This is a genomic window from Curtobacterium sp. UNCCL17 (assembly GCF_000686685.1).
GTDB classification, from domain to species: Bacteria; Actinomycetota; Actinomycetes; order Actinomycetales; family Microbacteriaceae; genus Curtobacterium; species Curtobacterium flaccumfaciens.
Window position 1 is genome coordinate 109,365 of the sequence record NZ_KK366001.1, and the last position, 20,668, is coordinate 130,032.

A 20,668-nucleotide genomic window follows, 5' to 3' on the forward strand; every position below is an offset into this window, starting at 1 on the left:
CGCTGCACCGAGTGCGCAGGAGACGTCGGGTCGCCCCAGGGCACCCGACGTCTTCTGCTCACTGGATCCACCGTCGTCGCCCGGTTGGTTGCATGGAGGCGTGACGGAACTGGTGCTGCAGGACTTCCCGGCCGCCCTGAACGTGGTGTGCTCCGCACTGCTCGTGGTCGCCGTGGGCTGTGCCGTGTTCGTGGCGGTCGACGTGGTGCGTCGGCCGCCGCAGATGCGCGTCATGGCGTTCGTGTGGCCGCTCACGATGCTCTTCGGCAGCGTCGTGTGGCTCGTCTTCTACCTGCGTCGTGGGCGGGCGACGGCGCCCGGCCACGGACGGTGGGCGGGCACAGCGATCGACACGAGCCACTGCGGGGCCGGCTGCGCCCTCGGTGACCTGATCGGCGAGTTCGGGCTCGCGGCGTTCCCGGCGCTCGGGGTGGCGGTCGGCCTGGGCGCGCTCTACCAGGACCGGATGATCGCCGGGTGGATCGTCGACTTCGTCATCGCGTTCGTGCTCGGCATCGTGTTCCAGTACTTCGCCATCGCGCCGATGCGGGGCCTCGGCGTCCGGGCCGGGCTCGTCGCCGCACTCAAGGCCGACACGCTGTCGATCATCGCGTGGCAGGTGGGCATGTACGGATTGATGGCGGTGTGGCAGCTCGTCGTGTTCCCGGCACTCGTCGGCGGGCGCGCGAGCGTCTTCTCGCCGGAGTTCTGGGTGGCGATGCAGCTGGCGATGGTGGCCGGCTTCGTCTGCTCGTACCCCGTGAACGTGTGGCTGGTGCGTCGGGGCATCAAGCAAGCCATGTGACGGACCAGCGAACAGGCGGGAGGCCCGGTGCCAGCTGGCACCGGGCCTCCCGCCTGTTCTGTGGTCGCGCTACGGGCGCAGGAGCACCTTGCCGACGCGGCCCGCGGTGTCGCTGGCGCGCACGGCGTCGCGGACCTGCTCGAAAGCGAAGGTCTCGGCGACGGGGAGCGTCAGCGAGCCGTCGAGCACGCGGGTGATGAGCTCACCGAACAGCTGCCCCTTCGTCTCGCGCGGCATCGTCTTGCTGACGACGGAGCCCCAGAAGCCCTTCACGGTGAGCTGGCCGAAGATGACCTTGCCCGACGGGATCTCGAGCGTCGGCGACGCCATCGCGCCGAAGACGACGAGGGTGGCGTTCTCGCCCAGCACTGAGGCGATGTCGCCGGCGGCCTTGCCACCGACCGACTCGACGCCGGCGATGATCGGGGCGCCACCGGTGATCGCGGCGACCTGGTCCTGCCAGTCGTCGGCGTCGGTGGCGACGATGCGCTCGATGCCCTGCTCGCGGAGCTCGTCGACACCGGCGGCGCGACGGACGAGTCCGATCACGTTGATGCCGCGGGCGGCACCGAGCTGGGCGACCATGCGACCGACCGCACCGTTGGCGGCGTTCTGGATGATCCAGTCGCCCTCGTGCAGGTCGAGCGAGTGCAGCAGGCTGATGGCGCTGAACGGCATCGAGACGAGCTGGGCGGCGGCCTCGTCGGTCATCGCATCCGGCACCGGGACGAGCCCGGCGGCGTTGGCGGTGTAGTACTCGGCCCAGACGCCGAAGGCACCGCCGGCGACGCGCTGGCCGACCTGCAGGTTCGTGACGCCCTCGCCGAGGGCCTCGACGACGCCGAGTGCTTCGGTGCCCGAGGCGGCGGGGAGCTCCGGCTTGAAGCCGTAGGTGCCGCGGACGGTCCACAGGTCGTGGTTGTGGATGGGGGAGAGGACCGTGCGGACGAGGACCTCGCCGGCGCCGGGCGTCGGCACGGGGCGCTCCTGCACCTCGAGGACGTCGGCGGGCTCGGCGAACGTCTCGTGGACGACGGCGCGCATGGTGGTGGGGGTGGTGGTGCTCATGGGTCAGTCCTCCGAGACGACGATGGTGACGTCGATGTTGCCGCGGGTCGCGTTCGAGTACGGGCAGACCTGGTGGGCTGCGTCGGCGAGGGCCTGGGCCTGGTCGTGCTCCAGGCCGGGGATGACGACCTCGAGCATGACGGCGAGCTGGTAGCCACCGTTGCCGTTCGGGCCGATCGACACGCGACCGCCGACGGACGAGTCGGTGATCTTCACCTTCTGGCTGCGGGCGACGCCCTGCAGTGCGGAGTGGAAGCAGGCGGCGTAGCCGGCGGCGAAGAGCTGCTCGGGGTTGGCGCCGTTGCCGGAGCCACCCATCTCCTTGGGGATGGCGAGGTCGAACTCGACCGTGCCGTCGCTCGTGGCGACGTGGCCGTTGCGGCCTTCGCCGGTGGCCAGGGCCTCGGCGGTGTAGAGGGCTTCCATGGTGTTCCTTCCTTGTGGGGCGGATCGTGAAGTTCGGGGGTGTGCGGCGTGCTCTCGCGCTCAGCGACAGTTCACGGGCGCACGGGGGCGTGAGGTGTCGCTCAGCGCGAAACGGCGCCAGCGGGGTCGGCCGCCGCGTGCATCGTCTCGGTCAGCCGGTGCAGCGTCGCGATGAGCTCGGCGGCGGCACGTTCGTCGGCCAGGCCCATGCCTGCGGCGATCCGCGCGGGGATGCCGCTCAGCTCGGACCGCAGTTCGCGGCCGCGGTCACCGACGGTCACCGTGACGACGCGCTCGTCGGTGCTGCGGCGCTCGCGGCGGACCAGGTCGCTCTGCTCCATGCGGCGGAGCAGTGGCGAGAGGGTGCCGGAGTCGAGCTGCAGGTGTTCGCCGAGGCCGGAGACGGTCTGGTCGCCCTCGACCCACAGGGTCACGAGCACCAGGTACTGCGGGTACGTCAGGCCCCAGGGTTCGAGCATCGTGCGGTACGCCTGCGTGGTGGCGCGGGACGCCGCGTAGAGGGAGAAGCACACCATCTCGTCGGTCACGGGCATGCGTCAACACTGTCACGCAACCCAGTTGTGCACAACTCGATGCAGCGGATGCCCAGCTGACGAACACGCCGACGGCCCGGACGGTTAGGCTGACGTGACCCACGATGACCAGCAGCGACCTCGACAACACCACGACCCCCGGCAACGGATCGGCGTCGTCCCACGGCAAGACGATCCTGATCGGTGAGCACGCCGTGGTCTACGGCGCACCCGCTCTCGTCCTGCCGGTCCTCGACGCGCGGGTCGTGGCGACGGTCACCCCGGTCGCCGACGACGCCGAGCAGCCCGGTCACAGCCTGCAGTCGACCGTGCACACCGGCCCCCTCGACCTCGCACCCGCGGCCGTGATGCCGACCGTCACCGCCGTCACCGCGACCCTGCGCCACTTCGGGGTCACCGACCGCCACTTCCACGTCCGGGTCGACAGCGAGGTCCCGACCGCCCGCGGCATGGGCTCGAGCGCCGCGGTCGCCGCCGCCGTGACCGCCGCCGTCGCCGATGCCCTGGGCGAGACCCTCGACGCCGAGACCCACCACGAGCTCATCCAGGAGTGCGAGCGCGTCGCCCACGGCCGACCGTCCGGCCTCGACGCCCGGGGCGTCGTCGCGTCCGCGCCGGTCTGGTTCGAGGGCGGCCGGATCGAACCCGTCACGCTCGGCGCCCGGTTCACCTTCGTCGTCGCGGACACCGGCGTCCCCGGGCACACCCGCGAGGCTGTCTCGGCCGTCCGCGCCCGCCACGACCAGGATCCGGTCGGTGTCGGCGCCGTGATCGACCGGATCGGCGCGCTCGCCCGGCGGGCACGGGGGACACTCGAGGACGGCGATGCCCAGGCTCTGGGTGCCACCATGGACGCCGCGCACGACCTGCTCAGCACACTCGACGTGTCGAGTGACGACCTGGACCGGCTCGTCGACGCCGCACGCGCTGCGGACGCCCTCGGCGCGAAGCTCACCGGCGGCGGGCGGGGCGGGTGCGTCCTCGCGCTCGCCACGGACGACGACCACGCGGACCGCATCGCGGCCGCACTCCGCGGCGCAGGGGCCGCAGCCACCTGGACCACCACGATCGGAGCCCGCGCTTGCTGACAGCCACCGCCGTCGCGCACCCCAACATCGCCCTCGTCAAGTACTGGGGGAAGGCGGACGCGCAGCTCGCGCTGCCCGCCACGGGCAGCGTCTCGATGGGGCTCGACGTGTTCCCGACGACGACCACCGTCAAGGTGGACGGCGGACGGGAGGCGCGTGACGCGTTCACGCTGAACGGTCACGTCGTCGACGACGGTGCGCTGGTGCGCGTGCAGCAGTTCCTCGACCTGGTGCGCGAACTCGCGGGGTCGTCCGAGCGGGCGTCGGTGGTGTCCGAGAACACGGTCCCGACCGGTGCCGGGCTGGCCTCGAGCGCGTCCGGCTTCGCCGCACTGGCGACCGCGGCCGCCGCGGCCTACGGCCTCGACCTGTCGCCGCGCGACCTGTCGCGTCTGGCACGTCGCGGTTCCGGCTCGGCCACGCGTTCGATCCCCGGCGGTGTCGCCGTCTGGCACGCGGGTGACGACCAGGGCTCCTTCGCCGAGCCGATCCCGGCCCCGCCGATGGCGATGGTCGTGGTCACGATCGACGCCGGCCCGAAGCCGATCGGGTCGCGTGAGGCCATGCGCCGCACCATCGCGACGTCGCCGTTCTACCCGGCCTGGGTGACCTCGACGACCGAGACCGTCGGCGACATGCTCACGGCCTGCGCGGCTGGCGACTTCACCCGCATCGGCGAGATCACCGAGAGCAACGCGCTCCGCATGCACGCGACGATCGAGGGCGCGTTCCCGCCGATCCGCTACCTCAACGCCCGCAGCGTCGCCGTGTTCGACGCCGTCGCCGAGCTGCGCGCCGGCGGCACCGAGGCCTACGCCACGGCCGACGCGGGCCCGAACGTCGTCGTGCTCACGAAGCCGCAGGACCGGGCGGCGGTCGCCGGGGCGCTCGCGTCGCTGGGGGACGTCATCGAGTCCGGCACCGGACCTGCCGCGCGGGTGCTCCGCTCCGAAGAGATCGGGAGCAATCCCGACCAGAAGGAGTCCGCGCAGTGATCGAGTTCCGTGCACACGGCAAGCTGTTCGTCGCCGGCGAGTACGCCGTCGTCGAGCCGGGCCAGCCGTCCGTCCTGATCGCCCTCGACCGCGCCATCACGGCGAAGGTGCGCGAGGGCCACGGCGCGGGCAGCGTGCACTCCGAGGAGTACGGACACCTGCCGCTCACGTGGACCCGTGCCGAGGACGGCCTGGCGCTCGACCGTGAGCACCACCCGTACGACTACGTGATGGCCACGATCGACCTGGTCGAGAAGCTCCGCGCCGAGCACGGCATCGCCCCGCGGTTCCACGAACTGCGCATCGAGAGCCAACTGGACGACGCCAGCGGCCGGAAGTTCGGGCTCGGGTCCTCGGCCGCCGTCACCGTCGCCACGGTCGGCGCCCTCGACCGCTTCTACGGCATCGGCCTGACGCAGCGTCAGCGTTTCCAGGTCGCCCTGCTCGCCACCATCCGGGTGAACCCCCGGGCCTCCGGTGGCGACCTCGCCGCGAGCACGTTCGGCGGCTGGCTGCGCTACAGCGCCCCCGACCGCGAGCGCCTCGCCGCGATGCTCGGCGACCACGCCGTGTCCGCGATCCTGACGGACGCCGACGCCTGGGACGGCTTCGACGTCCAGCGGCTGCCCGCCCCCGAGAACCTGCGGCTGCTCGTCGGCTGGACCGGCTCGCCCGCGTCCACCACGAAGCTCGTCGACGTGGTGCGTCGGCACCGCAACGGCGGGTACCAGGCGTTCCTCGACGAGAGCCGCAGCGCCGTCGACGACCTGACCACGGGCCTCCAGACCGGCGACGCCGAGCGCACGCTCGGTGCCCTCCGACGCGCCCGCGGGCTGCTGCAGCGCCTCGGTGCATCCGTCGGGTCGCAGATCGAGACCGAGCGTCTCGCGACCCTGTGCGACGTCGTCGAGGCCGCGGGCGGGGCGGCGAAGCCGTCCGGGGCCGGCGGCGGCGACTGCGGCATCGCGCTCGTCCCGGCGGACACCGACCCCGCCGGCATCCACCGCGCCTGGGAGGCGCACGACATCAGACACCTCAGCGTCGCGGTGCGAGCACCAGAAGGAGCCCTCGATGAGTGACCTGCTCACACCGATCCCCACCAAGTGGGTCGGCCCGATCCGCGTCAGCGGCAACGCCGTGCAGGGGGAGCACGAGGTCCCCCTCGCCACCTACGAGTCGCCGCTCTGGCCGTCTGTCGGCCGCGGCGCCCGCATCTCGCGCATGGTCGAGGACGGCATCGTCGCGACCGTCGTCGACGAGCGCATGACCCGGTCCGTCGTGGTCCGTGCCGACAGCGCCGCAGCAGCCCACGTCGCCGCGGGCCAGATCCTCGCGCGCCAGGACGAGCTCGCCGCGATCGTGTCCGGACAGAGCCGGTTCGCCAAGCTCATCGAGGTGCACCCGGAGATCGTCGGGGACCTGCTGTTCCTGCGCTTCGCGTTCACCACCGGCGACGCCTCCGGCCACAACATGGTCACGCAGGCGGCGGACAAGCTGCTGCCGGCGATCCTGGACTGGCAGCCGGGCCTGCGGTACGTCTCGGTGTCGGGCAACTTCTGCACCGACAAGAAGGCCACCGCGGTGAACGGCATCCGTGGCCGCGGCCGCAACACCATCGCCGAGATCGTGATCCCGGGCGAGGTCGTCGAGAAGCGCCTGCGGTCGAGCACCGCGCGCATCGTCGAGCTCAACATCGCGAAGAACCTGATCGGGTCGACGATCGCCGGGGCCATCCGCTCGGCGAACGCGCACTACGCGAACATGCTGCTCGGCTTCTACCTGGCCACCGGGCAGGACGCCGCCAACATCGTCGAGGGTTCGCAGGGCATCACGAGCGCCGAGGACCGCGACGGCGACCTGTACTTCGCGACCTCGCTGCCGCACCTGATCGTCGGTACGGTCGGCAACGGCAAGGGCGGGGACCTGCCCGTCGTCGAGGACGCCCTGGTGCGCCTCGGCTGCCGCGAGGACCGCGAGCCGGGCGGGAACGCCCGCCGCCTCGCCGCCCTGTGCGCCGCGACCGTCCTGTGCGGGGAGCTCTCGCTCCTCGCCGCACAGACCAACCCGGGTGAGCTGATGGCCGCCCACGTCGCCATGGAACGCCGCGGCGCGAAGCCCGCAGGGGGTGCGGCATGACCGGCGTCGGCATCCACGACATCGCGATCGCGACCGGGCACCACGTGCTCGAGCTCGACGACCTGGCCGAGCGGCTCGGCGTCGACCCGGCGAAGTACCACGTCGGCATCGGGCAGGACGCCTTCAGCGTGCCCGCGCCCGACGAGGACATCGTCACGATGGGCGCCGCGGCGGCGAAGGAGCTCATCGACCGGCACGGCGTCGAGGGCATCCGCACGGTGCTGTTCGCCACCGAGTCCGGCGTCGACCAGTCGAAGGCCGCCGGCGTATACGTGCACGGCCTGCTCGGGCTGCCGAAGGCCGTCCGCGTGGTCGAGCTGAAGCAGGCCTGCTACGGCGGGATGGCCGCGGTGCAGCTCGCACTCGGCATCGTCGCCCGCGCCCCGCACGAGCGGGTGCTCGTCATCGCCGCCGACGTCGCCCGGTACGACGTCGACACCCCGGCCGAGCCGACCCAGGGTGCCGGTGCCGCCGCGATCCTGGTGTCCGCCGACCCCGACCTGATCGAGATCGAGCCGGCGGCGGGCGTCTACACCGCGGACGTCGACGACTTCTGGCGGCCGAACGACCGCTCCACCGCACTGGTCGACGGTCGGCTCTCGGTGAGCGCGTACGTCAACGCCTTCGTCGGCGCCTGGGACGACCTGGCGGAACAGGGCGGCCCGGCGTACGACGACATCGCCCGGTTCGTGCACCACCAGCCCTTCACCAAGATGGCGATCAAGGCGCACCGCAAGCTCACGCAGCATGTCGGCGCACCGTTCGACGAGGCCGACCTGGCGATCGGGTTCACCTACAACCGGCAGACCGGCAACACCTACACGGCGTCGCTCTGGATCGGGCTCGCAGCGCTGCTCGACCTGGACGACGACCTGGCGGGGGAGCGGCTCGGCCTGTTCAGCTACGGCTCGGGCAGCGTCGGTGAGCTCATCACCGGCATCGTCCGGCCCGACTACCGCGAGCACCGTCGTGCGGGTCGTGTGCGGTCGCTGCTCGAGGCCCGGGTCCCGCTGACGGTCGACGCGTACCGCGCGCTGCACGCAGCGGGTGCCGCCACCAGCGAGGACGTCGAGCGTCCGCGCGTCACGACCGCGCCGTTCCGCTTCGCGGGCGTGCGCGGTGGCGCGCGGCACTACGAGGAGTCCTAGACCGGACACCGGACGGACGGGAGGCCCGTGGCGGCGCCGCCACGGGCCTCCCGTCCGTCTGCTGGTCACGCTGCGGACAGGACCTCGCGCTCCAGCCGCCGGTAGCTGGCCTCCATGCCCTCCGTCATGCCGGTCGCGAGGATCATGTCCCGCTGTTCCCGGTCCGGGTAGGTGACGAGCAGCGTCATGAGCGTGACGCCGTCGTCCTCGTCGAACTGCAGGTCGTTCGTGTTCGGCGGGAAGGGCGCCCCGGTCATGCGCTCGGTCGACACCATCCGGCGTTCGGGTTCGACGACGAGGTTCTCGCCCTCGAACCCGAAGGGCTCGCCCTCGGTGTCACCCATCGGCGCCCAGGCCTGCCGGAACGCGCCGCCCGGGGTCAGGTCGTTCTCGTACACCGTCATCTCCCACCCGTCGGGGCCGAGCAGCCACCGGCGCACCAGGTCGGGCTCGGTGTGCGCCCGCCAGAGCAGGTGCCGCGGCGCCGCGAACGCCCGGGTGATCCGGACGTGGGTGTCGTCGAGGACCTCGGTCTCGGTGCCCGCACCCAGCGCCCACTCGCGCAGGTCGGCGAGCACCCGGTCGAGCTGGCCGAACGCCTGCTGGTAGCCCTCGAGCATGCCCATCTGGAGCATCGCGTCGAGGTCGGCGGCCGAGGCGAACGAGGACACCACGGTGACCCGCGAGCCGTCGTCGGCCGGGCCGAACGACAACACGGTCTCGCCCGCGGGGAGTGACTCGTCGACGGTGCCCTGGGGGTCGGTGAACAGGTCACGGAAGACGATGCGGCGGGGCTCGTCGACCTCGGTGACCTGCCAGACGGCGTGGAACCGCTCGCCCTGCGGGGACGTCATCCGGTAGTCGGCATGGCCGCCGGGGCGCAGGTCGAACGTCGTGAACGTCGCGGGGAACCCGGGCGGTCCCCAGAACCGCTCGAGCTGGCGTGGGTCGGCGAAGGCGGCCCAGAGGCGTTCGACGGGGACGGGGAACTCGGCGACGAGGGTCATCGAGAGGGTGTCGGGATCGGTGTGGACGGACGTGGTGGGCATCATCGCTCCTGGTGTCGTCGGGTGTCGTCTGGTGCTGGGTGTCCGGACGCGTCGCCGTCGAGCAGGTCGCCCAGGCGGTCCATCCGGCTCTGCCAGAGGCGGCCGTAGGCGTCGAGGAGATCACGGACCCGGTCGAGCTGCTCCGGTTCGGCGCGCACGATGCGGGTGCGGCCGCGGGCCTCCTTGCTCACGAGTCCGGCTCCTTCGAGGACGGCGACGTGCTTCTGGACGGCGGCGAACGACATCGAGTAGGCGTCCGCGAGCTCGCTCACGGACGACGACCCGACGAGCGTGCGCCGGACGATGTCACGACGGGTCGCGTCGGCCAGTGCGTGGAACACCCGGTCGACCTCGGCGTCGGACAGTTCGATTCGTACAACCATTTGGTTGTAGGTTACGTCCGGGCGGTCTCGTCCACAAGGGGGACCTGCCGGTAGTCTTGCCGCGGAGATCGGAGGGGCGATGGCGGAGCAGCTGGGTGCGTCCGGTGCCGTCCGTGCCCTCGTCGCCACCCTGCCCCGTGCGCCGCAGCTGTCCGACGTGGTGACCGGCGTCGGTCGGATGGTCGGCAAACCCACGCGCGTCGTCGACGTCGACGGCCCGAGCTGGGGTCCGCTCACCGCGCTCGTGTCGCAGTTCGAGCACGAGAACCTGGTACTCGTGCCGGCCGACGCACCGCCGCTCTACCGCATGCACTGCGTGCTGCACGAGCTCGGGCACCTGGTGCACGGCGACGTCGGCACCCCCACCCCGTCGTCCGTGGCCGAGTTCGCCGCCGGGGGCCACGTCTGCCGTCGAGCGCTCGACGCCGACTCCGGGCTCGTGAGCATCTCCGACGACGACGAGCACTTCGCCGAACGGTTCGCCTACGAGCTCGCGACGGTCCTGCTCGCCGGGGCCACGGGCGCGGACGAGCGGGCCTACGGCTGATGGCCGTCCTGCACGCCGCGGCCTTCTGGTTCGCGGCGCTGATCTTCCTCGCCCGCACGCCGTACGTGCTGCGGAACCCCCGTGGCCGGGCGGCCTGGGGTGCCACCGGCGTCGGGGCGCTCGGGCTCCTGACCCTCGGCAGCGTCGTGCCGCAGCCGGTGCTCGACGGTGCCCTGGGCGGCTCGAACCTCATCAACCTGGTGCAGAACGTCTGCGCGACCGTCGCCTTCTGGCTGATGCTCCGCGCGAGCACGGACGACCTGCCGGAGCGCCCGGTGCTCGCCAGGCCGGTGGCGCTGCTCGTCGTGGTCGTGGCCTTCACGGTGCCGTTCCTGCTGGTCGAGGAGCGTGGCGGGACCGACTTCCACTTCATCGTGCGCGAGATCGAGCAGACCCCGATGTGGCTCTACGCGACCGCGTACATGGTGGGCGTGGGACTGATCGCCGCGACGACACTGCGCCGCGGCGTGCTGCAGAACCCGGTGGCGCTCGTGGTGTTCCGCGTCGGGCTCGCGCTGGTCGTCGTAGCGAGTCTCGACGAGGTCGCCTCGCTCACCGCCGACCACTTCGGGCTCTTCCCGGCCGGGGTGCGGGACGGCCTGCGCCTGGCCTTCGACCCGCCGTTCTACCTCGGCATCGTGCTCATCGTCGTGGCGATGGCCTCGCTGACGTTCCGGCGGTGGGGCCGTGACCTGCGCCACCGCGGGCACCACCGACGCCTGCGCCGCATCGCCCGTCGGCACGCGGTGCGGGCGGTCGAGCGGCCGGGGGACCCGCAGGCCCGGACCTACGACCTGGTCATCGCGATCCGCGACGCCGAGGTGCAGGGACGGACCCTCGACGACGCCGAACTCGCGCAGGTGCGGTCGGCGGAACGGACCCTGACCCGGAGCCTCGGAGGATGACGGCGTGACGATCGTGTGGTGGGTGCTCGGAGCGCTCGTGGTGCTGGCGGCGGTGTCCCTGGCGGTCCTGGTCGTCCTGCGGAAGGTCGTCGGCAGGATCGTGCTGCCCGGTGGCGATCGGTGGACGCCCGTGATCGAGTCCGACGCGGACTCCGTCCTGATGCCGATCACCGACGACACCGTGCGGCCGGGGGAGTACGGGCTGTGGCACGACGGCCCGGGGCACACCACCGTCGGGCCGGTGCTCGAGGTCGACGAAGCCGCCGGGTTCGTGCGCCGCGCCGTGGTGCGGACGACCGGCGCGGTGTCGTCGCGGGTGCGGTGGAGCGGACACGTGCACCCGGACCCAGCGGCGATGGACGTCGACTGGTCGGAGGTGTCGCTGCCGACGCCGGTGGGGCCGGCACCCGCGTGGGTGGTGCGTCCGGGTCCGGACGGCGCTGCGCGCCCGGACCGCGCGGCCGAACGCGGCGCGGACCCCGACCGCGCAGCTGCCCGGGGCGCCGACCCCGTGGCCGCCCGGACCTGGGCCGTCCACGTGCACGGGATCCGGACGACCCGGGTCACCGCGCTCCGGACCGTCCCCGCCGCGCTCGAACTGGGCTGGACCTCGATCGTCCCGTCGTTCCGCGGCGACGGCGAAGCACCGTGGGAAGGCCGGGCCTCGCACCTCGGCGCGCGCGAGTGGGCCGACGTCGAAGTGGCGCTCGACCACGCCGTCGCGAACGGCGCCGAACGGCTCGTCATCGTGGGGTGGTCGATGGGCGCGACGATCACGCACGAGCTCCTCGCCCGCTCGGCGCACCGTGACCGCCTGGCCGGGATCGTGCTCGTCGCCCCGGCACTGGACTGGGCCGTCACCGTCCGGTCCCAGGCCCGTCGCGCGGGGCTGCCCGGCCCTGTGGTGGGCGCTGCCCTCGGGGCGATGGCGACCCCGGTCCTCTGCCGGATGGTTGGGCTGCGCTCGCCGGTCGACGTGCGCGCGCTGTCCTGGCTGCGCGCACCCCGGCAGCTGCCACCGACCCTGCTCATCCACTCCACCGGCGACACCACGGTGCCGTTCTCGGCCAGTCAGGAGTTCGCCGACGCCCACCCCGGCACGGTGACACTGGCGGTCAGCGAGCCGGCCGAGCACGCCTGGGAGCGCAACGTCGACGCCGTCTGGTTCGACCGCACCATCACCACCTGGGCGTCCGGTCTCGCGCACACCGGAGCGCAGGAGTAGAAGGAGCCATGGGGCAGCTCATCTACGACGGAAGACCGCTCGACCTGCGGATCGACGACCGCGCGCTCACGCACCTGCAGATCGTCATCGTCAACATGCTCCGGCGTGACCACCGCTTCGCGTTCTCGTGGAAGGACGACGTCGTCCACGGCAACGGTCGCAGCACGATCTGGCTGCACCCCAACGTGAGCCTGCACTTCAAGTTCACCGGCAGCCGGGTGCCGTCGATCAACCGCAGCTGGCTCGAGGACCTCTACGCCTCGGCCACCTCGGGGTCGGGCCTCGTGCTGACGCCGGAACCGGCGGACACCAGCACGGCGGCCGACTCGGCGTGGTCGCGGGCGGTGGCAGCCGGCGACGCGGACGACGCCTCGGGGACACCGAGCGGGAGCACCGCGAGATGATCCCGGGGTGTTAGCACAGTGCGCTGATCCCGGTCAACGGGTTCCGCTCGTAATGTCCGATGTCGTACGGTTTGCGTACCGCGGTCGGCTGTCGTCCCCCGCGCCGGTCTGCCAGGGCTCCGGTGCTGACAGAGTCCGCGGCAGGAGGGGGACCCGAACAGCACCGTGACGGACTGCGAGCCCGGCACCGGCGAACCACCGGTGGCCGAGACGAGCGGTCGAGTCGAATCCGGGATCAGGGGACTCGATGCTCGGACGACCGACGCTGTGCGTCGGGAGCCGCGCGTCACGCTGCAGGGCTCACCGGTCGGTCCCATCGACCGGCGCTCCTCCGGGACCGCCCCGGCCATCGGATTCGGGTTCCGTGGCCGGGGCGGACTCATCACGTCTGGATGCGGATCCGCCGTCACGTCCGTGTGCGGCTCAGTAGACGTCGCGCACGTACCGCTTCGCGCGACGCATGTCGGCCAGGTACGCCTGCGCGTCGTCCTCGCCGCGCCCGCGTCCGGTCCGGATGACCTGGAGCAGCGCGGCCTCGACGTCCTTGGCCATGCGTGAGGCGTCGCCGCAGACGTACACGTGGCCGCCGTCCTCGAGCCAGGCGAACAGTTCCGCCGAGCGCTCGAGCATCCGCGTCTGCACGTAGACCTTCTCGGCCTGGTCGCGCGAGAACGCCAGGTCGAGACGGTCGAGCACGCCCTGTTCCTGCAGCTCGGTGAGCTCGTCCCGGTACACGAAGTCGGTGTCCCGGTGCTGGTCGCCGAAGAACAGCCAATTGCGCCCCGTCGCTCCGGACACCGCGCGCTCGTGCAGGAACCCGCGGAACGGCGCGACACCCGTGCCCGGGCCGATCATGATCATCGGGGCCGACTCGTCCGCCGGCACCCCGAACGACGCGTTCGGCTGCAGGTAGACGTCGACGGTGCCGTCCGGGTCGACCCGGTCGGCCAGGAACGTCGACGCGACACCCGCGTACATCCGGTGCGGGTCGCCGTAGCGCACCGACGCGATGGTCAGGTGGATGCGGTCCGGGTGGGCCAGCGGGCTCGAGGAGATCGAGTACTGCCGCGCCTGCAGCGGCCGCAGGTTCGGCAGCAGCTCGTCGAGTCCCGGGGCGGCCGGGCCGGCGTCGCGGAGCAGGTCGAGGACGTCGCGTCCCCAGAGCCAACGGTCCAGCTCGTGCTTGTCGCCGTGCGCCACGACGGCCGCGAGCTCGCTCGACGGCGCGCGCTGCACCAGGTCGGCGATGAGGTCCTTCGAGGGCGTCCGGATCTCACGGTCGGTCCGCAGGACCTCGGTGATCGGCCGGCCGTCGAACGCCTCGCCGCCGTTCGCGCCGACCTGCTCGAGCAGGTCCGCCACGAAGACCTCGTCGTTGACCGGCACGACCGCCAGGGCGTCGCCGGCCGCGTACTCGATGCCCGAGTCGCCGAGGTCGAACTCGTAGTGCCGGATCTCCTTCGCGCTGCGCAGCGAGGAGAGCAGCCGGTTCTCGACCAGGCGCGACGGGTACGGGTTGCGCTTGTTCCACTGCGACCCCGGCCGGGAGGCACGGCTCGCGCCCGCCCCGCCGGTCGCGCCGGCACCGTCGCCGGCACCACCGCCCGTGGTCGCGCCGGGTGCGGCCGTCGCGCCGGCCTCGGCGGCGAGGCGGTCGAGGACCGCCGCGGTCCACAGCGCGGCCGGGTCCTCGAAGTCGACGTCGCAGTCGACGCGGTCGTGGATCCTGGTCGCGCCGAGCTGCTCGAACCGGGTGTCGAGGAGCTTGCCGGCCTGGCAGAACTCGTCGTAGCTCGTGTCGCCGAGACCTAGGACGGCGTACTGCAGCCCCTCGAGCCGCGGCACGGTGCTCGCCTGGATCGCGTCCCAGAACAGCCCGGCGTTGTCGGGCATCTCGCCCTCGCCGTAGGTCGAGGTGACGACGAGCACGTGCGACATCTCGGCGAGCTGCTCGGGGGTGACGGCGTCGAGCGCACTGGCACGACCGCCGAGTCCGCGGGCCTTCGCGCCGGCGACGAGCTCGTCGGCCAGGAACTCGGCGTTGCCGGTCTGGGTGCCGAAGAGCACGTCGATCGTCGTCGTGGGCGCGCTGGCCGCGACCTTCTTGCCGGCGGCGGCGATGCCCGCGATGAACCCGGCGAGCCAGGACTCCTGGGCGGCCGAGAACGGTGCGTCGACGGGGATCAGCGACCCGGTCGGGGGGAGCAGGCTCACGCGGTCACCGCCTCGGTCGGCGCCTGCGGTGCCCGGCGGGCGATGTCCTCGAGCGCCGCGGTGGCGAGCAGCTCGTCGAAGCGGGCCTCGCGGACGCGGCCGTCGTTCTTGGCGTTCTGGTGCATGATCCACCCCGTGGTGCCCGGCGCGTCCATGCTGCGGTTGTTCCGCTGCGTGAGCGCGCGCTTGTAGTCGTCGAGCCGCTTGATCGCGATGAGCGTGGCGAGCTGGTCGTCGGCGAACCGGTCGAGCGTGCCGCGCAGGTACTTCACGACGCGCTGCTTGACGGAGAAGTCCTCGGTGAGCACGAGGTTCTTGACGGCCTCGGCGACCCGCGGGTCGGCGGCGCCGAGCGCACCCGGGATGCGCTCGAGGGCGACGTCCTGGGCGACCCCGAGCACCGTGTACGACGACAGCAGCGAGAACATGTCCTCGCCCTGGTCGCCGAGCGCCGGGGCGCGGCCGTCGAGCACCGTGCGCTGGTCGCGGTAGTCGAGCTTGAACGCGCGGAGCTTGTCGGTGGCGATCGAGGTCGCGAGCTCGTCGAGGAGCTCGGGCCGGGTCGCCGCCGCGAGGATCTCGCCGGCGTCCTGCGTGAGCAGCAGGGCACGTGGCATGCCGACGTACACGTGCGCACGGGCGGTGTCCCACTCGGCGAGCAGCCGCTCGGCCAGGGCCGAACCCGTCGCCTCGAGGTGCCACTCGAGCAGCAGGCGGGCGGCGGCCTCGTGGAACGCACCGCGCTCGGTGTCGGTGACCGGGAACACCAGGAGCGAGTCCGTGCTGGCACGCTCGGCGACCTGGCCGGAGGGGTCGTACTGGTACAGGAACCCGCCGGACATGCCGTTGCCGAGGCCCTTGCCGAACGCGCGGAGGTTGAACACGGCGCCGCCGGTCATGTACTCGCAGCCGAAGTCGCCGAGGCCCTCGACGACGGCGGTCGCGCCGGAGTTGCGGACGGCGAACCGGTCGCCGGCCTCGCCCTCGACGAAGGTGCGGCCGCCGGTGGCCCCGAACAGCGCGAAGTTGCCGACCAGCACGTTGCCGCCCTGTGCGGCGCTGCCGCCACCGGGGGCGCGGACGATGATCCGTCCGCCGCTCTGGCTCTTGCCGACACCGTCGTTCGCGGTGCCGGTGTGCTCGAGCACGACGCCGTCGTTGTTGAAGACGCCGTAGGACTGCCCGGCCGAGCCCTGCGTGCGGATCGTGACCGCGCCGTCCACCAGCCGGCGGCGTCCGCGGTCGTCCGTCGTCACGGCGGGCAGGCCCCGCACGTCCTCTGCGCGGAGCTCGTGGTTGAGCAGACGCTCGAGGTCGATGCCGAGCTGGCCACCGATCGACTTGTCGGCGTTGCCGAGCAGCACGCCGTGCACGAGCACGTGCTCCTGCGCGTGGTCGACGAGGGCGGTGCGGACGCGCTCGAGCAGGGCGTCGTCGGTGTGGAAGTCCTTCTCCAGGTACTCCGGGTCCGCGACGACCTTCTCGGGCACCTGGGCGAGCAGGGCTCGGGCGTCGAGCCGGCCGACGCTCGCCGGGTGGTCCAGGAGCTGCAGCAGGTCGGTCCGGCCGCGGGCCTCGCGCAGGGAGCGCAGGCCGAGACGGGCCAGGATCTGCCGCACGTCGTGGGCGATGTTGAGCAGGTACTGGGCGAGCGCGCGGGGGTCGCCCTCGAACGCCTCGGCGTTCGTGGTCAGGCCCGCCGGGCACTTCACGTTGCAGTTCTTCGCCATCACGCAGCCGAGCATCATGAGCGCGGTCGTGCCGAACTCGAAGCTGTCGCCGCCGAGCAGGGCGCTCGTGACGACGTCGCTGCCGGTCTGGTGCGCACCCGAGCAGCGGAGCGTGACCTTCTGGCGCAGGCCGTTCGCGACCAGGGCCTGGTGCACCTCGGCGACGCCGATCTCCGCGGAGCGGCCGGCGTACTTCAGGCTGGTGACGGCCGCGGCGCCGGTGCCGCCGGTGTTGCCCGCGACGTTGATCACGTCGGCGCCGGCCTTCGCGACGCCGACCGCGATGGTGCCGATGCCCTCGGACGAGACGAGCTTCACGATCACCCGGACGCGGGCGGCCTTGCAGTCGTGGATGAGCTGCGCGAGGTCCTCGATCGAGTACGTGTCGTGGTGCGGCGGCGGCGAGATCAGCTCGACGCCGGGCGTGCCACCCCGGGCCGCAGCGATGTCCACCGTGACCTTGGGTGCGGGCAGCTGGCCACCCTCGCCGGGCTTCGCGCCCTGGCCGATCTTGATCTCGAGCTCCTCGAGCATGGGGTCGGCGAGGTAGCCGGCCCAGATGCCGAACCGGCCCGAGGCGAACTGCTTGATGCGCGAGCCGCGGATGGTGCCGTAGCGGGAGTGGTGCTCGCCGCCCTCACCGCTGTTCGACATGCCGCCGACCATGTTCGTGCCGTGCGCGACGGCCTCGTGGGCAGTGGCGACGAGCGCGCCGTGGCTCATCGCGCCGGACGCCAGGGTCCGGGTGATCTCGTGGGCCGGCTGCACCTCGTCGAGCTCGACGCTCGCCGGGGCGCTCTGCAGCAGTGCGAGCAGGGCGACGGCCGCACCGGTGGCGCGGAGCGTCACCCCGGTGTCGTCGACGGCGTCGACGTCGATCTGTCCGGGGTGGAGCAGCGCGAGGCCGTCCGCCAGGGCCGCGTGGCGCAGTGCACCCGTGGTCCCCGTCGACGTGAGCTCCAGGCGGAACCGCTCCGTGCCTCCCGGCAGGTCCTGGTCGTCCGACGGACGCGAGCCGGAGAGCCCGCGCACGGTGACGCTGGCGTTGCCGCTCGTCGAGAAGCGGCCGAGCTCGCGCGCGAAGTCCTCGGCCGTGTCGATCCCGGTGACGTCCGCGGGCAGCGCGAGCACGTCGCGGAGCGCGGCGGGGCGACGGGACCGCTCGTCGTGGGTCGTCTGCAGGAACGTGACGTAGCCCGGCGTGATGCGGTGCGCATCGATCTCGGCGTCGCTCAGCCGGTCGTACCCGGTGTTCCGGTACGCGGCGTGGGTGATGCCGAACGAGTCGTCGAGCTGGCCGAGCGTGAGCAGGCGCAGCGCGTCGGAGTCGCCGGAGCGTTCGAAGGCCGGGCGCTCCTCGGTCATGCCGCCGAACCCGCGGACGCTCGCGACGCCGAACGAGTGGCCGGCGCCGTCGGAGCGTTCCTTGAACAGCCCGAGCAGCGGGACCTGGCCCTCGGACGCCACCGAGCGGGCACGCTCGTGCCAGTCCGTCGCCGCCTGGGCGATGCGCGCGAAGCCGACGCCGCCGACCGGTGCCTGCATGTGCGGGAAGATCCGCGCGAGCACGTCGTCGCCGGTGTCGAGGTAGTTCGGCTCGAAGAACTCGCCACCGATGTAGCTCTCGGCGGTGCACAGGCCGACGCGGCCCATGGTCTTCGCCAGGGCCTTCTCGGCGGCCTTGCGGAACTGCTTGAGCGCCAGGTCGGTCGCGGTCAGCTCGCCGGCGGGTGCGGGTGCGGCGGGGTACTTCTCCTCCGCACGCAGCCGAGCGCTCAAGCTGTACACAGCGGCGGCACCGAAGCCCAGCGCGGTCGCGACGTGGTGTGACGATGGCAGCTGACCGCTCTCCGCGACGACGGACACCCGCAGGCGCAGACCGGTCTCGATGAGCCGCTGGTTGACGGCGGCCACGGCCAGGATCACGGGGAGCGGCGCATGGGTCGACGACACCTCGCGGTCGGTCACGACCGCGATCCCGCCACCGCGCGCCGCGAACGCCTCGATCGCGTCGCACAGCGCGTCCAGCGCGCCGCGCATCGCGTCGGCGTTGGCCTGCTCGTCGGCGGGCACCGGCACGTAGAGCATGTCGAAGCGCTCGAGCGGCACGATGTCCTGCTCGCGCAGCCGCACCATGTCGAGGTGCCCGAGGATCGGCGACTGCACGACCAGCTGACGCCCCGTGGTGCCCGTGCCGTCCGGCTTCGCGCCGAGTGCCACGCGCATCGACATCCCGTCGGCCTCGCGGATCGAGTCGAGCGGCGGGTTCGTCACCTGGGCGAAGCGCTGCGAGAAGTACTTCGCCATGCCGCCCTCGGTGTCGCTCAGGGCGTTGATCGCGTTGCCGTAGCCCATCGCCGAGATGCGCTCCGACCCGTTCTGCAGCATCGGGTCGAGCATGAACCGGAAGCTCTCCTGGTTCAGCGAGTACGCCACGTACCGGCCCGCGAGCGACAGGTCGCCGTCGTAGCCCAGGGTGGACGTCGTGCGCTCGTAGTCCGGAGCGGGCACGTCGTCCAGGTTCACGCGGGCGGCGTCGAGCAGGGTGCCGTAGTCACGGCGGGCTGCGAGCATGTGCAGCACCTCGCCCGTGCGCATGCGGGTGCCGGTGCGGTGGTCGACGACGAGCATGCCGCCGGCCTCGATGCGGCCGCGGTGCACGACCTCGTCGGCGTCGAACCCGACCTGGCCGGCCTCGGACGACACCATCAGGTACTCGGCCGTCTCGACGGTGCGCAGCGGGCGCAGGCCCAAGCGGTCCAGGCGGGCGCCGACGACGTCGCCGTCGCTGAAGATCACGGCGGCGGGACCGTCGTTCTTCTCCTCGTACAGCGAGAAGTACTCGAGCATGTCCCGGACGTCCGGGGTCAGGGTGCGGTCGTTCTCCCACGCCGGCGGCATGAGCGAGACCACGGCCTCGATGATCTCGAGCCCGTCGTCGAACACGCGGCTCTGCAGGGTCTGGTCGAGTCGGCTCGAGTCCGACTGCCCGGGCGGACGCACGATGCTCCGGGTGCGGGCCCGCGCGAGCGCCTCGTCCGACAGCCGGTTCTTGCGGTCGGTGTTCAGCTCGCCGTTGTGCGCCATCAGGCGGAACGGCTGCGCCATCGTCGGGTGCGGCTCGGTGTTCGTCGAGAACCGGGTGTGGAAGTACAGCGTCCGCACCGAGTGCCGGGGGTCGCGCAGGTCGGTGAAGTAGCCGATCACCTCGCCGGAGTTCAGCCGGCCCTTCAGGATCTGGGTCCGGGCGCTGAGCGACAGCGGGTACAGGGCGGCGTGCTCGGCGCGCTCGGCGGCTGCCTGGGCGTAGGAGACCGCCTCGATGGCGAGCAGGGCGCGGTTCGCGGCGGCGTCGACCTCGGTGCGGTCCCAGTCGGACGGAGCGCGGAAGACCCACTGCACGATCGGCAGCTGGTACTGCTCGGCCTCGGGGCGCGCGACGGAGTGGTCCACCGGGACGTCACGGACCAGCAGCAGTTCGAAGCCCTCGGCCGTGATGGCGTCCGTGACGGTCTGCTCGGCGCGGGCGCGCTCGTCGGTGCCGTCGGCTCCGTCGCTGCTCGGCACGAAGCAGTTCGCGACGCCGAAGTGCCCGGCGCGCAGCTGCTCGCCGGTGATGGCGCTGAAGAACTCCACCGACAGGTCGATGCTGACGCCGGCGCCGTCACCGACACCCTCGGCGGACTTGCCGCCGCGGTGCGGGATGGAGCACAGCGCTTCGTCGCCCTTGCGGATGACGTCGTGGCTCGGCGTCCCGTCGAGACGGGTGATGAAACCGACGCCGCAATCGCTCGATTCGCGGGCAGGGTCGTAGAGACCGAAAGAGGTGGGGTTCACGTGCGGGTCCAGTGGGGCGTTGCCGGCAGCGGACGGCGCGGGCTGCATCGATGGAGCGCTCGCCGCGGGCAGACCGATGGTGGCAGTCGGGCCCTGTGGGGTGGTGGTGCGGTAGGGCGATGCTACGGCTTGGTATACCGACCGTGCAACACGG

At 72.3% G+C, this 20,668-nt stretch carries 17 protein-coding genes; 10 read left to right on the top strand and 7 right to left on the bottom strand.

What is annotated here, in order from left to right:
- Nucleotides 1–100: 100 nt before the first annotated feature.
- Entirely contained in the window at nucleotides 101–805 is a 705-nt protein-coding gene (locus BR70_RS0110385; protein WP_231495686.1) for a DUF4396 domain-containing protein, read from the top strand.
- A 69-nt stretch (nucleotides 806–874) separates the two neighbouring features.
- On the opposite strand, the gene BR70_RS0110390 is transcribed toward BR70_RS0110385, so the two are convergent.
- From BR70_RS0110390 to BR70_RS0110400, 3 genes are all read right to left on the bottom strand, one after another.
- The gene (locus tag BR70_RS0110390; RefSeq protein ID WP_027466008.1) at nucleotides 875–1,849 is read right to left on the bottom strand and encodes a zinc-binding dehydrogenase; all 975 of its coding nucleotides are present in this window, start codon (nucleotides 1,847–1,849) and stop codon (nucleotides 875–877) included.
- Between the two features lie 27 nt (nucleotides 1,850–1,876).
- Entirely contained in the window at nucleotides 1,877–2,299 is a 423-nt protein-coding gene (locus BR70_RS0110395) for an organic hydroperoxide resistance protein (protein ID WP_027466009.1), read from the bottom strand.
- A gap of 101 nt (nucleotides 2,300–2,400) precedes the next feature.
- Nucleotides 2,401–2,853: a MarR family winged helix-turn-helix transcriptional regulator gene (locus BR70_RS0110400; RefSeq protein ID WP_181440215.1), complete on the bottom strand. Its 453-nt coding sequence runs from the start codon at nucleotides 2,851–2,853 to the stop codon at nucleotides 2,401–2,403.
- Nucleotides 2,854–2,957: 104 nt separating this feature from the next.
- Between BR70_RS0110400 and mvk the strand changes: the two genes are divergently transcribed.
- From mvk to BR70_RS0110425, 5 genes are read left to right on the top strand one after another with little or no spacing between them, the layout of a single operon-like run.
- Nucleotides 2,958–3,941, top strand: coding sequence for a mevalonate kinase (gene mvk / locus BR70_RS0110405; RefSeq protein WP_027466011.1), 984 nt, complete (start codon nucleotides 2,958–2,960; stop codon nucleotides 3,939–3,941).
- A complete protein-coding gene (gene mvaD / locus BR70_RS20485) occupies nucleotides 3,935–4,936 on the top strand; it encodes a diphosphomevalonate decarboxylase (protein ID WP_035808751.1) in 1,002 nt (333 codons plus the stop codon). Before mvk ends, mvaD begins: the two co-directional genes overlap by 7 nt.
- Nucleotides 4,933–6,015, top strand: coding sequence for a phosphomevalonate kinase (locus tag BR70_RS0110415; protein ID WP_027466012.1), 1,083 nt, complete (start codon nucleotides 4,933–4,935; stop codon nucleotides 6,013–6,015). Before mvaD ends, BR70_RS0110415 begins: the two co-directional genes overlap by 4 nt.
- Entirely contained in the window at nucleotides 6,008–7,072 is a 1,065-nt protein-coding gene (locus BR70_RS0110420) for a hydroxymethylglutaryl-CoA reductase (RefSeq protein ID WP_027466013.1), read from the top strand. Before BR70_RS0110415 ends, BR70_RS0110420 begins: the two co-directional genes overlap by 8 nt.
- The gene (locus BR70_RS0110425) at nucleotides 7,069–8,220 is read left to right on the top strand and encodes a hydroxymethylglutaryl-CoA synthase (RefSeq protein ID WP_027466014.1); all 1,152 of its coding nucleotides are present in this window, start codon (nucleotides 7,069–7,071) and stop codon (nucleotides 8,218–8,220) included. The genes BR70_RS0110420 and BR70_RS0110425 overlap by 4 nt, the downstream gene beginning before the upstream one ends.
- Before the next feature lie 65 nt (nucleotides 8,221–8,285).
- Here BR70_RS0110425 and BR70_RS0110430 read toward each other — a convergent pair whose 3' ends face one another.
- Nucleotides 8,286–9,269, bottom strand: coding sequence for an SRPBCC family protein (locus BR70_RS0110430; RefSeq protein WP_027466015.1), 984 nt, complete (start codon nucleotides 9,267–9,269; stop codon nucleotides 8,286–8,288).
- Nucleotides 9,269–9,652 carry an ArsR/SmtB family transcription factor gene (locus tag BR70_RS0110435; RefSeq protein ID WP_027466016.1) on the bottom strand — a complete coding sequence of 128 codons (384 nt, stop codon included), beginning with the start codon at nucleotides 9,650–9,652 and terminating at the stop codon, nucleotides 9,269–9,271. The genes BR70_RS0110430 and BR70_RS0110435 overlap by 1 nt, the downstream gene beginning before the upstream one ends.
- A gap of 79 nt (nucleotides 9,653–9,731) precedes the next feature.
- Here BR70_RS0110435 and BR70_RS0110440 point away from each other — a divergent pair, with 79 nt between their 5' ends.
- Genes BR70_RS0110440 through BR70_RS0110455 form a run of 4 tightly spaced genes read left to right on the top strand, consistent with a single transcriptional unit; the run spans nucleotide 9,732 to nucleotide 12,733 of the window.
- Nucleotides 9,732–10,199 carry a hypothetical protein gene (locus BR70_RS0110440; protein ID WP_027466017.1) on the top strand — a complete coding sequence of 156 codons (468 nt, stop codon included), beginning with the start codon at nucleotides 9,732–9,734 and terminating at the stop codon, nucleotides 10,197–10,199.
- Entirely contained in the window at nucleotides 10,199–11,104 is a 906-nt protein-coding gene (locus tag BR70_RS0110445; RefSeq protein WP_027466018.1) for a hypothetical protein, read from the top strand. Before BR70_RS0110440 ends, BR70_RS0110445 begins: the two co-directional genes overlap by 1 nt.
- A gap of 4 nt (nucleotides 11,105–11,108) precedes the next feature.
- Nucleotides 11,109–12,329, top strand: coding sequence for an alpha/beta hydrolase family protein (locus BR70_RS20490; RefSeq protein ID WP_051596823.1), 1,221 nt, complete (start codon nucleotides 11,109–11,111; stop codon nucleotides 12,327–12,329).
- A gap of 8 nt (nucleotides 12,330–12,337) precedes the next feature.
- The gene (locus BR70_RS0110455; RefSeq protein WP_027466019.1) at nucleotides 12,338–12,733 is read left to right on the top strand and encodes a DUF7882 family protein; all 396 of its coding nucleotides are present in this window, start codon (nucleotides 12,338–12,340) and stop codon (nucleotides 12,731–12,733) included.
- A 423-nt stretch (nucleotides 12,734–13,156) separates the two neighbouring features.
- Here BR70_RS0110455 and BR70_RS0110460 read toward each other — a convergent pair whose 3' ends face one another.
- On the bottom strand, nucleotides 13,157–14,947 hold the full coding sequence (locus BR70_RS0110460) for a sulfite reductase subunit alpha (protein WP_027466020.1): 1,791 nt from the start codon (nucleotides 14,945–14,947) through the stop codon (nucleotides 13,157–13,159).
- A complete protein-coding gene (locus BR70_RS0110465) occupies nucleotides 14,944–20,514 on the bottom strand; it encodes a glutamate synthase-related protein (protein ID WP_027466021.1) in 5,571 nt (1,856 codons plus the stop codon). Before BR70_RS0110465 ends, BR70_RS0110460 begins: the two co-directional genes overlap by 4 nt.
- Nucleotides 20,515–20,668: the final 154 nt, after the last annotated feature.

Excerpts from the sequence above, each read along its gene's own strand:
- mvk (WP_027466011.1), top strand. The coding sequence starts at position 2,958 with ATGACCAGCAGCGACCTCGACAACACCACGACCCCCGGCAACGGATCG.
- BR70_RS0110390 (WP_027466008.1), bottom strand. The coding sequence starts at position 1,849 with ATGCGCGCCGTCGTCCACGAGACGTTCGCCGAGCCCGCCGACGTCCTC.
- BR70_RS0110455 (WP_027466019.1), top strand. The coding sequence starts at position 12,338 with ATGGGGCAGCTCATCTACGACGGAAGACCGCTCGACCTGCGGATCGAC.
- BR70_RS0110435 (WP_027466016.1), bottom strand. The coding sequence starts at position 9,652 with ATGGTTGTACGAATCGAACTGTCCGACGCCGAGGTCGACCGGGTGTTC.
- BR70_RS0110445 (WP_027466018.1), top strand. The coding sequence starts at position 10,199 with ATGGCCGTCCTGCACGCCGCGGCCTTCTGGTTCGCGGCGCTGATCTTC.
- BR70_RS0110395 (WP_027466009.1), bottom strand. The coding sequence starts at position 2,299 with ATGGAAGCCCTCTACACCGCCGAGGCCCTGGCCACCGGCGAAGGCCGC.
- BR70_RS0110420 (WP_027466013.1), top strand. The coding sequence starts at position 6,008 with ATGAGTGACCTGCTCACACCGATCCCCACCAAGTGGGTCGGCCCGATC.
- BR70_RS0110425 (WP_027466014.1), top strand. The coding sequence starts at position 7,069 with ATGACCGGCGTCGGCATCCACGACATCGCGATCGCGACCGGGCACCAC.
- BR70_RS0110440 (WP_027466017.1), top strand. The coding sequence starts at position 9,732 with ATGGCGGAGCAGCTGGGTGCGTCCGGTGCCGTCCGTGCCCTCGTCGCC.
- BR70_RS0110400 (WP_181440215.1), bottom strand. The coding sequence starts at position 2,853 with ATGCCCGTGACCGACGAGATGGTGTGCTTCTCCCTCTACGCGGCGTCC.
- BR70_RS0110430 (WP_027466015.1), bottom strand. The coding sequence starts at position 9,269 with ATGCCCACCACGTCCGTCCACACCGATCCCGACACCCTCTCGATGACC.